Annotated in this window: 10 protein-coding genes; 1 reads left to right on the top strand and 9 read right to left on the bottom strand. The window is 71.6% G+C overall.

Annotated elements, in window-relative coordinates; translation table 11 throughout:
• Nucleotides 1-150: 150 nt before the first annotated feature.
• The 7 genes from ACIOGZ_RS02770 to ACIOGZ_RS02800 form a co-directional block, all read right to left on the bottom strand.
• Entirely contained in the window at nucleotides 151-291 is a 141-nt protein-coding gene (locus ACIOGZ_RS02770) for a hypothetical protein (RefSeq protein ID WP_400473445.1), read from the bottom strand.
• The gene (locus ACIOGZ_RS02775) at nucleotides 282-1,232 is read right to left on the bottom strand and encodes a hypothetical protein (protein WP_400984553.1); all 951 of its coding nucleotides are present in this window, start codon (nucleotides 1,230-1,232) and stop codon (nucleotides 282-284) included. The genes ACIOGZ_RS02770 and ACIOGZ_RS02775 overlap by 10 nt, the downstream gene beginning before the upstream one ends.
• Before the next feature lie 269 nt (nucleotides 1,233-1,501).
• Complete coding sequence (locus tag ACIOGZ_RS02780; RefSeq protein ID WP_400984556.1) at nucleotides 1,502-2,059, bottom strand: hypothetical protein; 558 nt, start codon at nucleotides 2,057-2,059, stop codon at nucleotides 1,502-1,504.
• Nucleotides 2,056-3,594 (bottom strand): Mur ligase domain-containing protein, encoded by a 1,539-nt coding sequence (locus ACIOGZ_RS02785; protein WP_400984559.1) that lies wholly within the window; start codon nucleotides 3,592-3,594, stop codon nucleotides 2,056-2,058. Before ACIOGZ_RS02785 ends, ACIOGZ_RS02780 begins: the two co-directional genes overlap by 4 nt.
• A gap of 87 nt (nucleotides 3,595-3,681) precedes the next feature.
• Entirely contained in the window at nucleotides 3,682-5,043 is a 1,362-nt protein-coding gene (locus ACIOGZ_RS02790) for a glutamine synthetase family protein (protein ID WP_400984562.1), read from the bottom strand.
• 71 nt (nucleotides 5,044-5,114) lie between these two features.
• Complete coding sequence (locus ACIOGZ_RS02795) at nucleotides 5,115-6,614, bottom strand: amino acid permease (RefSeq protein WP_400473450.1); 1,500 nt, start codon at nucleotides 6,612-6,614, stop codon at nucleotides 5,115-5,117.
• Between the two features lie 44 nt (nucleotides 6,615-6,658).
• The gene (locus ACIOGZ_RS02800) at nucleotides 6,659-7,639 is read right to left on the bottom strand and encodes a hypothetical protein (RefSeq protein ID WP_400984565.1); all 981 of its coding nucleotides are present in this window, start codon (nucleotides 7,637-7,639) and stop codon (nucleotides 6,659-6,661) included.
• A 274-nt stretch (nucleotides 7,640-7,913) separates the two neighbouring features.
• Here ACIOGZ_RS02800 and ACIOGZ_RS02805 point away from each other — a divergent pair, with 274 nt between their 5' ends.
• Nucleotides 7,914-9,233 carry a helix-turn-helix domain-containing protein gene (locus ACIOGZ_RS02805; RefSeq protein ID WP_400473452.1) on the top strand — a complete coding sequence of 440 codons (1,320 nt, stop codon included), beginning with the start codon at nucleotides 7,914-7,916 and terminating at the stop codon, nucleotides 9,231-9,233.
• Here ACIOGZ_RS02805 and ACIOGZ_RS02810 read toward each other — a convergent pair.
• A complete protein-coding gene (locus tag ACIOGZ_RS02810) occupies nucleotides 9,211-10,986 on the bottom strand; it encodes an alpha/beta hydrolase family protein (protein ID WP_400473453.1) in 1,776 nt (591 codons plus the stop codon). The genes ACIOGZ_RS02805 and ACIOGZ_RS02810 overlap by 23 nt on opposite strands.
• Nucleotides 10,987-11,118: 132 nt before the next feature.
• The gene (locus tag ACIOGZ_RS02815) at nucleotides 11,119-11,802 is read right to left on the bottom strand and encodes a RibD family protein (RefSeq protein ID WP_400473454.1); all 684 of its coding nucleotides are present in this window, start codon (nucleotides 11,800-11,802) and stop codon (nucleotides 11,119-11,121) included.
• Nucleotides 11,803-11,812 lie beyond the last annotated feature (10 nt).

Here is an 11,812-nt window from a genome sequence, read left to right on the forward strand (position 1 = left end):
CCTGTCGTGGGAATCGGGGAACTGGGCAGGGATATAGGGCTGGTGGCGTCGCGTTCGGGAGGGCGTCGGCCTTGCGTGTGTTCGATGGCGGGCCCGGCGTGGGCGGGCACGGGTGCCACGTTTCAGTGGGTCCGGCGCGGACGGGCGGTCTCAGCGCGGGCCGGTGGCCGGGGCGCTGAGGTGGTCGAGGGCCGCGCGCACGGTGGCGGCGAGGCCGGTGCCCGAGCCGGCCAGGTACAGCGTCGGGCTGCCGTCGGGGGTGTAGTGCTGCGGGTACTCGGTCAGCTGCACGGTGCACCGCCGGAGGCGGCGACCGGGCCGGGCTTGCCGAGCAGGAGGACCATGACGACGGCGTGGGTGCGGGTCCGGGCCCCGATGGCGGTGGTGGCCCGGGTGATCACGCCGCCGATGGTGTCCTGGTTGATGCCGGTCATCCGTGCGACGGTGCGCACCTCGTGGGTGGCGAGCAGGGTGAGTACCTCCTGGTCGCGTTGGGCGAGTTCCGGGAGCCGGTCGGGCAGCGCCGCGCGCAGCTCGGCGGTGTCGAGCAGCTCCGACATGATGAGGTCGGCGATGGTGCGGGTGCGATCGGCGAGGCCTCGGCGGCGCATCACCCGGGACATGAGGTTGGCGGCGGCGCTGGCGGAGCAGCCGAGCTGCCCGGCGACGCCCTCGTAGGTGTGGCCGAGGGCGAGCTGCAGAGCGACATCGTGCTCGCGTGGGCTGAGTCCATCGGTGGTCTTGGAGGCCACGCTGAGGGATCCGGAGCTGCTGATCAGCACGCGGCGTGCCCTGCTGGCCCGGGCCTCGCGCAGCCAGAGATCGGTCGCGATGATCAGGCAGCTCCCGACCGGGAGCCTGAGAGCACGGGCCGCGGCCCGGTAGGGGTTGGTTCCCTGCTCGCGGTACTCTGCCGCACTCACGGAGGCGGACCACACGTTGGGGATGCGTTGGGCGGCGAGCATGGCGGTCACGTGGCGACCGAGCTGCTCGGTGACCAGGGCGCAGGGGACGGCCATGGAGCCCGCGCGCATCAGCAGCCGCAGCAGCGGGGCGGGCACGGCGGCCGACACGGGGGCACCCGTGGCCAGGAGGAACGGGTCGGCGCCGGACAGACGGGTGGCGGGCAGCTGAGCGAGGGCGGCGGCGTCGACGAGGACGCCCGCACGGTTGATCAGGTGGCGGTCCAGGTCGCGGGCCGCCAGTCCGTCGGCAGGTCGTAAGGTGCTCATCTTCTGTCTCGGTTGTCGGGGTGCGGCCCTGGCCCGAAACGGCCGCCATGGGATGGTGCGGTGGAACGGGTGCTCAGCCGGCCGGCCGGGGCAGATCCTGCTGGGCGATCAGGCGGTCCACGACGGCCAGGGTGCCGAAGGCGGTAAGGGCGAAGACCGCCAGCTAGAGCGGTTGGGAGACGTCGGCCCGGTGTCGGATGAGGTAGAGGACAGCGAATCCGACCTGGACTCCGAGGAGGAAGTAGACCACCCCGAGGCGCGGCGGGAGTTCACGCGGCCTGTCCCTGGGTCACGGCGTGGTGCAGCGGCTCGGAAGGCCAGGACGGGTCGATGTCGCTGAGCAGCACCAGACCGGACAGGACCGCGGCGATGCTCGCCTGCACCTGGGATCGCACCACCAGCCAGGCACGCAAGTCCCTGCCGTAGCTGCGCACGGTGGTGGTCGCGACGTCGAAGTCCGCCGCGAGCTCCGGGGCGGTGCGCCCGCCGACCCAACCCACCAGGACACGGTGGAGGCGCCGGGGGAGTCGGGATTTGGCGGTGAGCACGGTGCAGGGCTGCGCGGTGTTGGTGATGATGCGGTGCGCGGTGCCCCAGGCGACGAGCTGGGGCGCGGTGCGGGTGCCAGTGACCGTGAGTAGCTCCTTGACGGCTGCGTCGACGTCGGCGCGCTCCCACGGGAGTTCGGGGTCGGCCGCGATCGTTCGGGCGGTGGATTCGGTGGCGATGTGTTCGAGCAGGCGGACCTGCTGTTCGGTCAGGTGGTAGGCGGGCAGGGTGGCGGCGGCCATGGTGGTGGTGTCTCCGGTGGTCGGCGGGCGGTTCACGGGCGGTCGGCGCCCGGGGCGCCGGTCGGGGTGAGGCGGTCCAGCACGCGGGGCCCGAGCCGTTCGGCCTGGCCGGTTCCGACGACCAGCACGAGGTCGCCCTCGGTGGCCATCTCGACGATCCGTTGCTCGGGGCCGGGTTGGCACGGGCCGGAGCGCACGCGGTGGACCGCCCCGTCTCCGAGGACGCGGACGGCGGCCCGCTCGACGGCGTCCAGCGGGTCAGGCCCGTCGTGTCCGGACAGCGGGGTGGCGACCGGCAGGAGCAGTGCTAGGTCGGCGTCGCCGAGGGCGGCGCCGAGTTCGGCGGCGTGGGCGCTGGTGCGGGCGATGCCGTCAGGCTCCAGGGCGACGATCACGTTCCCCTCGGTGAGCATCCGGGCGGCCGTGACGTCCTGGGCGATCTCGCGCGGGTGCCGGGCGCGGGAGTCCGCCACGGTGATGCCGCACTGTGTGCCGAGCATGGCGAGCGAGCGAGTGACGCCGCGGAAGGCGGCGAGGCGCGTCGCCACGGTCTGCGGGTCCTCGCCTGCGACGAGGGCGGTGGCGATGGCGGCGCACGCCGCGAGGGCGTGGTGGCGGCCGATGACTGCAACGGTGAACTGGTGCTGCACGCCCTGGTATCTGAGGGTGAGGAGGTGCTCGACGCCGAGCCACCGGGGTGTGAGGACCCACACGTCGGCGCTCTCGTCGAGGCCGACGGTCACCACCGCCACGTTGGGGTCGGGCCGGTCCGTGAGTCTCTCGTGCACGATGGTGGCGCCCTTGTCCCACAGCGGCAGCACCACCGTGGTGGACGACCGGGCGAGGTTGGTGGCGGCGTTCAGGGCCTCGATGGTGTCCTCGAAGTGCGGCACGGTCCTGGCGACGGCGGTGATCAGCGTCACCGAGGGTTGCGGGCGCTGGTGCGGGTTCGCGGTGCTGGGACGGTAGTTATTCCAGGACCTGAGGGGAGCGGCCTCGTGGGTGGTGGTGTCCGGGCACAGGTCCACCACCAGCCGCCGGTCGCCACCATGCCCCGGCTGGCGGTTCCGGGCGGGGGCGTTGAGGATCCAGCCGGTGTGTCCGTCGTTCAGCGCGGCGGCGAGCACTGCTGCTGCCGTCGCGGTGTCGTGGCTGCCGCCGACGGCCACCAGCTGCCGGCCGAAGCCCGCAGTCAGCGAGGCGAGCGCGTGCGCGCGGGCGAGCACCGGCAGTTTCAGCTCCTGGGCGCGGTCGAATTCGGGTTGCGGAGCGGCCACCACCCCCGACCACACGACACAGGTCCGGTCCTCGCGGACGTTGCGCGCGTCGAAACCGACCACCACGCCGACCCCGGCCTCACGCAACCGGGCGGCAGCGGCGCCGTCCTGGTCGGCGGGCTCGATGCTGCCGGTGACGTCCAGGCCGTGGGAGACCAGCCACAGCGCCAGGCCCTCCATACCGGGCTTCGCCGCATCGACGAGGTGTGCCCGGGCCAGCACGTCGGGCCGGTCAGGGGTGGGCTTCGCGTCGCCGTTCGGGCGAGGGCGGGCGGCGGTGTCCACGGTCTCCATGGAGTCCTCCAGCAGGTGAGGGTGAGGGGTGGGGTTGGACCGGGCCGGTCGCGGGCAGGGGGTGTGGCGCCGCGACCGGCCCGGGGCTCATGCCTGGGTGAGACCGCGCTCCAGCTCGGCGTCGGTGACGTGGGCGGCGTGGTGGTCCAGGTCCAGGCGGGCGACGCGCGCCAGGTGCGCGACGACCGGCTCGTCGAGCAGTTCGCCGGCCAGTGCGCTGGTCTCGAAGGCGGCGAGTGCCTCGGCCAGGCACTGCGGCACGGGCAGCGCCTCACGGTTCAGGTAGGCGTCGCCGCGGGTGGCGGGCGGGGGCTTGAGGCCGGCCGCGACGCCGTGCCGTACACCGGCCAGGACGGCCGCCAGCGCGAGCATCGGGTTGGCGTCCGCGCCGGGTAGCCGCACCTCCAGCCGCAGGCTGCGGCCGTGGCCGACCAGGCGCACCGCGCATGATCTGTTGTCGTGGCCCCAGGTGAAGCGGGCCGGGGCGAACGAGTGCGGCTGCAGGCGCTTGTAGCTGTTCACGTATGGTGCCCACAGCGGGGCGGTGTCTGGCAGCACGGTCAGTAGCCCGGCCACCGCCTGCTCGCCCAGCTCCGACAGTTCGGTCCCGTCGGCAGGGTCGGAGGCCAGCATTGTCCGGCCGTCGAAGTCGTGCAGCGACACGTGCAGGTGTAGGCCGCTGCCGACCCCGGTGGACGGGGCCGCCATGAACGACGCCGTCAAACCGGCTTCGTCCGCGATCGTCTTCGCGGCGTGCTTGAACAGCACGTGCTGCTCGCACGCGGCCAGCGCCTGCCCGTACGGGAAGGTGACCTCGATCTGGCCGGCACCGCCCTCGCCTTTGACAGCCTCGACCGGCATGTCCGCGCCCGTGAGGACCTCCCGGAGTCGTCGGCCGAACTCCCGTACCACCGGCGGCTGGTCCAGGGCGTAGTCGCGGTTGTCCCACACGGCGGGGCGAAGCCCACGCCACCCGGCCGCAGCCGCATCCCGGGCGGTGCCCTCGTACAGCACGAACTCCGTCTCGATCCCCACCGCCGGCACCACACCGAGCCCGGCGAGCCGGTGCAACTGCTCGTTCAACACCGTGCCCGGACCCAGCGGGTGCGGCCAGCCGCCGCCGATCGGCTCGGCGAGCACCAACGCGGTGCCCGGCAGCCACGGCAGCAGCCGGGCCCGCTTCGTGTCAGGCAGCAGACCGACGTCGCCGAAGCCGCTCGCCCAGGAGAACGGCCCACTGCTCGCCGGAGTCATGGCCAGGTCGGTTCCCAGCACGTACCCGCACATCTCCGGGGCAAGACGGCCCGACCGCAACCGGTCCACCAACCAGGCCGCGTCGTACTCCTTGCCCTTGAGCCGACCCTGCACATCGACGGCCGCCAGCAGCACCGTCGCGATCCCGAAGTCGGCCATCAGCCGGTGCAGCGGCCCGGTGGGAGAGGCTGCCATCGGCGAGTTGCCAGCCACGCGGTACCGGGCTGCCCGCATCGTCGCCGTACGGCCTGCGCGGCGGCGGCTCGTCACACGACCTCCTCGGTCAGCTCGACCAACTCGGCCGACTGCTGGACCGGCGGCGAGTACGAGCGCCCCGCCTTGAGCCACCACAACCACGCCAGCAGCAGCACCACCGCGAGCGCCAGCGGTGCATAGTTGAAGGTGTCAACGGTCACCGGATAGCTCTGGGGCAGGCACACCAGCACGCTCACCACCGCCACCCAGCCCACCGCGATCCACCCGATCAACGGCCCCCGGCGGCCCAGATTCCACGGCCCGGGCCGGAACTTCCGGCCCCTGCGAAGCCGCAGGTAGATCGGCACCGCGTACGCCGGCGTCATCCCCACCACGTTGACGGCGGTCACCGCCCCGTACGCGGTCGTGCTGTACAGCGACGGCAGCGCCAGCACCGCGGCTGCCCCCACCGACAACCACACCCCGGCCACCGGCGTCCCGGTGCGCTCCGACACCCGGCTCCACAGGCCCGAGGCGGGGAGCGCGCCGTCCCGGGAGAACGCGAAGACCATCCGCGCTGACGCCGCCGTCTCCGCGTTGCCGCAGAACACCTGCGCCACGATCACCACCACGAGAAGCACCTTCGCCCCAGTCGTTCCGAGCGCGTCGGCGAAAACCTGCGCCGGGGGCACGCCGGTGGGCGAGTTGAGGACGCCGGAGTAGTCCTGGATGGCGAACAGCATGCCGGCCAGCAGAACGGTGCCGGCGATCCAGCTCACCCAGATCGAACGGACGATCCCGCGCGGCGCGGACACCGCCGCCTTGGTGGTTTCCTCGGCCATGTGCGCGGAGGCGTCGTAGCCCGAGAAGGTGTACTGCGCCAGCAGCAGCCCGATCGCGCTCACGTAGATCGGGTTGCTCCAGCCGGTGTTGTTGACGAAGTGCCCGACGACCCAGCCGGCCTCCTGGTGGTGGCTGGGCACGATCGCGAGCGCGCCGACGATCAGCACAACGCCGCCGATGTGCCACCACACCGAGATCGAATTGAGGAAGGCGACCCGGCGCACGTTCGGCAGGTTCAGCAGCGCGTGGAGCAGCAGGACGGCCGCAAAGATCCCGAACAGGCCGACGGGCGTGGGCTCGTAGCCGAACTGAAGGTTGAGGAAGGCTCCGATGAAGCTGGCGGCGCCGTAGTCGATGCCGCAGATGCCGCCGATCAGACCGAGCAGGTTGAGCCAGCCGACCAGCCAGCCCCACCGCGGGCCACCGAGCTGGTGCGCCATGAAGTACAGGCCCCCGCTCGTCGGGTAGGCCGAGGTCACCTCGGCGAGCGCCAGGCCGACGAAGAGGACCATCGCACCGACGCCGATCCAGCCCCAGAACATCACCGCCGGACCGCCGGTGTTCAGGCCGAACGCGAACATCGTCATGCACCCGGACAGGATGCTGATGACGGAGAACGAGCTGGCGAAGTTGCCGAACTCGCCCATCCGCCTGCTCAGCTTGGGCTCGTAGCCGAGCTGACGCAGCCGATCCTCGTCGGACAGCTCAGCGGCGTGGACGGGGGACATCGAAGTCGACCTCCATGGGGAGAAGGTGGGCAGGGACGGGGTAGTCAGGCCAGGGCGGTCGCCCGGCCAGCGAAGGACTGCTGGCGCGCGGTCAGCAGCAGGTCCTCCGCCTTCTCCGGCGAGTCGGCGACCAGGCTCCACGGGGCCCTGGAAGCGAACTGTCCGAGCGCGGTGAAGACCTCAGCGGCGGTGTCCATCCGGGCCGACGCCCACAACGCATGGGCGAGGTAGCTGAGATCGGCGACCGGCCACGACCCGGGCTCCGAAGCGGACCAGCTCTCGTACGCGCGCAGAGCACGGGAGAAGTGCGGCTCCCGTAGCCACTGCCGGAGCACCACCGCGTTCCGCCGAGGCTCGTTGCGGTACTGCTCGACCGATAAGTACAACGGCAGGGCAGCCAGCGGCGAACCGGCCGGCACCCTCGGCACGACGACGTTCACGAAGTCCGCCGCCGCTGGCCGGTAGACCTGCTGCCAGTAGCGGAGCATGCGGTGATGGGCCTCCCGGTTGCCCGGATCGCGCCTTTGCGCTTCGTCGAGCAGCCCCCACGGGCCGGGCGGCAGCATCGGGTCCGACGAGCGCTGCTGGTGCTCGGGCCGTGCCCTGGGCCGGTCCAACACGGCCAGGGCGAGGAGGCAGACCCACGGCACGGGATCCGGAGGCAGTACGTTGGAGGCGGCCCAGCACGACTCGCGCGCTGCCTGCTCCAAGGCCCCGGCCTTCAGTGAGCCGGCCTCGGCTGCGGCCAGGGCGTGCTCGACCATCACCCTGGTCCGCAGGATGGCGAGCCCAGGGTCGTCCGGCTCCTCGTGTGCCCAGTCGGTCAGCACCGTCGACCGGGCCGCGACCAGCGCCAGCACCTGCGTCCGAGAGGTCCGCCGGCCGGCCTGCGCCGTGGTGGCCAGCAGCCGCTGCGTCGACAGCCAGCGTCCGGTCCGCAGATCGTCCACCGCGGTGCGGAGCGCGCCATCGAACCCGGCAGGGTGGTAGACCGGCACCAGCCGTATCGGACGTGCGGGGTGCATGGTTCGAGTGCTCCATTTCATGGGCATGACAGACTGGTGCGTTCGAAGTCGTAACGCGGATCGAACCGTGATCAACCGGGTTCCGCACGGCGGCGAGCGGGCCCGGGGAGCCGGGGGCGCCACCTGGATTCCTGGTCTCCGGCAGCGAGTCACACCAAAGCAGCACGAAGAGTGGGAGGACAGAGCAGACTTGACGCACTGATGACGCATTGCTGCGGCAAAGTGGATGCTGGGCTGCGTCTTTGGCGCGTGGACAGAGTTTGGGAATCAGCCGATGGCGGTCAAGAGACGCACCGAACTGGCCCTGCAGCGAGCGGCGGCCGGCCATTCACAGGAGACGCTTGCGGCCGCGATGGGTGTCGAGCGAACCACAGTGGCGCGCTGGGAGCAGGGCAAGGCTGAGCCGCGGCCCTGGCAGCGCCCCAGGCTCGCAGAGCTGCTGACCATCGCGGCTGCAGAGCTCGACCGGCTGCTGCGGCTGGCCCGTGAGCAGGCGGCAGCGAAGTCCTCTGCCGTATCTGCGAGTCAGACAGAGTCCCAACCGGGCGGCGATCCCCTGCCGGACGGTGGTGCTGCACACCTCCTCACGATGGACCTGGTAATCGGCGACTGGGCAGCGGCAAGCTCGGCAGGCCACGGGGCCGGGGGCACGCCGTGGGTCACCGGCGAGGAAATCGGCGTCGCCGAGGGCATGCTCGCCATGTTTCGTCAGCTCGACCACACCCACGGCGCCCGCCACTACACCGGACAGGTGCGCCAGTACATCGACACCGAACTCGCCGCGATGCTCCGCCGCCCCGCCGCTAACGGCGAGGCCGCCCGGCGCCGTGCCATGCTCGCCGCGGGATTCTGCGAACTCGCGGGCTACCAGGCCGTCGACACCGGGAACCCGGTTCGCGCTCAGGAGTACTATCAGCGCGCCCTTTCCCTCACCGCCACCACCGACACGGCATACGGCGCCTACCTGGTCGCCGTGAACTGCGCACACCTCGCACTGCACTGTGGACAGCCGGAGGTCGCCCTGCGCTGGGCCTCCTCAGCCCGAGCCGCAGCCGGCACCGCCGCCAGCCCCTCCACCCGGGCGGCTATCACCGCCGTCCTCGCCCGCGCGAACGCCCGCATGCAACGCGAACCCGAGGCGACCCGGGAGATCCGGCAAGCCGAGGAACTTCTCGACGCCGCAGACGGCGACGAACCTGCCTGGATCGGGTACTTCACCCACGCCTACCTGGCCGACGAGATCGCACACTGCCTCCACGATCTCGGCCGCGCACCCGCCGCGAGGACCCAGCTGACAGACGCCCTCCAAGGCGTTGGCAAGGACAAGGTCCGCCGGCGCGCCATCGACGCCGCGTTGCTCGCCGCCACCTGGCTGCGCACCGGAGACCTCGATCAGGCGTGCGCGGCTGGCCGGGAAGCGGTCACGTACGCGGCCAGAACCGGCTCCGGCCGGTGTATCGACCGTGTGGCGGGCATCCTCGTCGACCTGCAGGCCCACGCCGACTACGCGCCCGTGCGCGACCTGCGGGAGTTCACGCGTGCGGTGCTGCCCGAGGCCGACAGCGTCGCCATCACCCTGTCCCGTGGCGCATGATGCGCTGGTAGAAGGCGAGTTCGGCGGCGAGTGCCTGCTCCCGTGACGCGGGGTCCGACAGGTAGTGGTCACCGCCTTCAAGGAACAGGCGCTCGTGGCCTTGGTCCCTGGCGAACAGAGCGTCGGCGAAGTGCCTCGCGTCATCGGCGGAGGTGATCGTGTCGGCGGTGCCGTGGATCACCAGGACAGGAACCCGGACGTCGTCGGTCGCCACCGCGCCCGTAGGCCCGCGCAGCACCGCGGCGTGCGGACGCTGGAACGGCGGCACGGACTTCTCCCATCGGGCCGGGTCGATGATCGCCGACGTGGCCGTAGCCGCGCGGAAGGGACCAGGGCGGCACGCGGAACGGAGCGCGGTGTACCCGCCAGCGCTGGCGCCGCTGATGAACAGGGCTCCGGGCCGTGCGACGCCGGCGGCGAGGAGATGCTCGCCGGCAGCGGCGCAGTCCTCGGCGTCGTACTCACCCCAATGACCGTGCAGCGACTGCCGGAAGTTCCGTCCCTGTCCTGTGCTGCCCCGGTACAGGACCTCGGCGACCGCGAAGCCGTGGCTGACGAAGAACTGCGTCGTCCAGTCCAGCCGCAGGGGGACATCGTCGGTGGGCCCGGGGTGAGCTCGGACGATCAGCGGCGCCGACCCGGTACCGTCCGGGCGGTGCAGCAGGAAGCGCAGCGGCCCGCCGGCCGTCTCCACGACCTCCACCGAGGGCGCTGGAACCGTCCAAGGTGATGGGGATGACAGGTCCGGTGCCGCCGGGCGGGCGCGGCCGTCCGATCCAGCCGCGAGGCCGACCAGCCAGATCGCGGGGGAACTGCTTGCCGTGGAGCCGATCACTGCCGCAGCGGCTTCTGTCGCGGCGACGTAGGGCTTTATCGAAGTGAGGTTCGAGCCTATGCGGCGCCGGTCGGCCCCATTGACGAGGAGCAGCTCGGTGACGATCCCGTCTGTGGCGGTCAGCACGATCTCACCGTGGGGTGTGAAGCCGTACGACTGGTAGCCGCCCTCCCACGGCGCGGGGGCGCAGTCCGCGTCGACCGGGGCGACTGCCTCCGCCATGCCGTTCCACTGGTACAGGTTCCACCAGCCGGTGCGGTCGGACATGAAGTGCAGGCGGCCGTCCGGCCCCCAGGACGGCTGCGTCACGGACTCCTGCCGGCCGCCTGCCACGACCACGTTCGGTGTTGCGGTGCCGGGTTGGACGGCTGCCAGCAGCAGACGAGAGGCGTCCCAGGGCATCTGATCGCGGTCCCACACCAGGTAGGCCAGTCGGCCCTGTGCAAGCCGCGGGCTGGCCAGGAACCCGGAGGAGCGGACGAGGACCTCGATGTGCCCCGTCCTGGAGACGGAGACGATCTCGTCGGCCGCGTCGTCACCACGGACGGCCAGCAGAAGCCCGTCCCAGGACAGCGCGAGGTCCCCGTACTGAACCCCGTCGTCGCCGGGTGCGACGCACACCGCGGTGCCGCCAGTAGGAAGGTGGAAGAGGGAGCCGCCGGAAACGAACCACACACCGTCCGGCGCCACCACGAAACTGCCGCCGCCGTAGGCGTGGAGCCGGCTACCGATTGGGAACTCCGGCGTCGTCACCGGCAGGGTCGACCCGGCGAACCTGCGCATGAGTCGCTGGCGGCCGTCGTTGTCGGGATCGGACTGCAGCCACCACAGCGCGCCCTGTGCGAACCGGAGTTCGTCATAGGACACCGCGGTCTGGGCCACCCACGCGGGCGCCAGCCCGGTGCGGTCGTCGGTCATGCGGTGCAGTCCTCCCGGCATCGCCACTGGCGTGCCCGCAGACTACCGGGCCGGCTCTGGCCGGGACGAACCCGCCGTCCACAGCGGAGGGGCCCATACCCGGCACGTGGCGGCACCGGCCCGGTAAAAGGGTCAGCCAGCCTCGGTCTTGGGCGCGTAGCGCAGCACCACCACGTCGCCGACCTGCTCCGACCCGAGCAGGCGCATCCGCTGACTGCTGCCACCGGGGTAGTCGGCAGGGTGGAGAAAGCGGGGTGCTGCGGCGTCGCCGACAAGCAGCGGCGCGATGGCGAGGTGGATTTCGTCTGCCAGGCCCTGGGAGAGGAACTGGGTGTGGATCTGCCCGCCTCCCTCGACCATGAGGCGCTCGACGCCCCGGGAGGCGAGGTCGTCGAGCAGTGCGCCGAAGTCGACGCTCTCGCCGGTGCTGACGATGTCGGTCAGGCCGTCGAGTTCCTCGCGGAGCTTGGGCGCGGCGGCGTCGGTGGTGTAGACGACCTTCTTGTCACCGAAGTGCCAGAACTTGAGGTCGCGGCTCAGGTCACCGCTGGCGGAGATGGTGACCTTAAGCGGATACTCCGGCTTCCCGCCAGCGATGCGGTCGGCGCGGCGCTTCTCGCTGTTCACGAGAAGCCTCGGGTTGTCGCTGCGCAGGGTGTTGCCGCCGATGAGGATGGCGTCGGACTCCGCCCGGACCTGGTCGACACGGTCGAAGTCGGCCTCGTTCGAGAGTAGGAGGCGCTGCGGCGAGGTGTCATCGATGTGGCCGTCGACGGAGGTGGCGACGCTGAGCAGGACGAAGGGGCGGGTGGCCATTGCGTGTGGT

It is taken from the genome of Kitasatospora sp. NPDC088160 (assembly GCF_044741445.1).
Classification (GTDB): domain Bacteria; phylum Actinomycetota; class Actinomycetes; order Streptomycetales; family Streptomycetaceae; genus Kitasatospora.

What these genes read in the sequence shown, in the direction of transcription:
- ACIOGZ_RS02810 (WP_400473453.1), bottom strand. Translation starts at nt 10,986, where the DNA reads ATGACCGACGACCGCACCGGGCTGGCGCCCGCGTGGGTGGCCCAGACC.
- ACIOGZ_RS02775 (WP_400984553.1), bottom strand. Translation starts at nt 1,232, where the DNA reads ATGAGCACCTTACGACCTGCCGACGGACTGGCGGCCCGCGACCTGGAC.
- ACIOGZ_RS02805 (WP_400473452.1), top strand. Translation starts at nt 7,914, where the DNA reads ATGGCGGTCAAGAGACGCACCGAACTGGCCCTGCAGCGAGCGGCGGCC.
- ACIOGZ_RS02790 (WP_400984562.1), bottom strand. Translation starts at nt 5,043, where the DNA reads ATGGCAGCCTCTCCCACCGGGCCGCTGCACCGGCTGATGGCCGACTTC.
- ACIOGZ_RS02785 (WP_400984559.1), bottom strand. Translation starts at nt 3,594, where the DNA reads ATGGAGACCGTGGACACCGCCGCCCGCCCTCGCCCGAACGGCGACGCG.
- ACIOGZ_RS02800 (WP_400984565.1), bottom strand. Translation starts at nt 7,639, where the DNA reads ATGCACCCCGCACGTCCGATACGGCTGGTGCCGGTCTACCACCCTGCC.
- ACIOGZ_RS02795 (WP_400473450.1), bottom strand. Translation starts at nt 6,614, where the DNA reads ATGTCCCCCGTCCACGCCGCTGAGCTGTCCGACGAGGATCGGCTGCGT.
- ACIOGZ_RS02815 (WP_400473454.1), bottom strand. Translation starts at nt 11,802, where the DNA reads ATGGCCACCCGCCCCTTCGTCCTGCTCAGCGTCGCCACCTCCGTCGAC.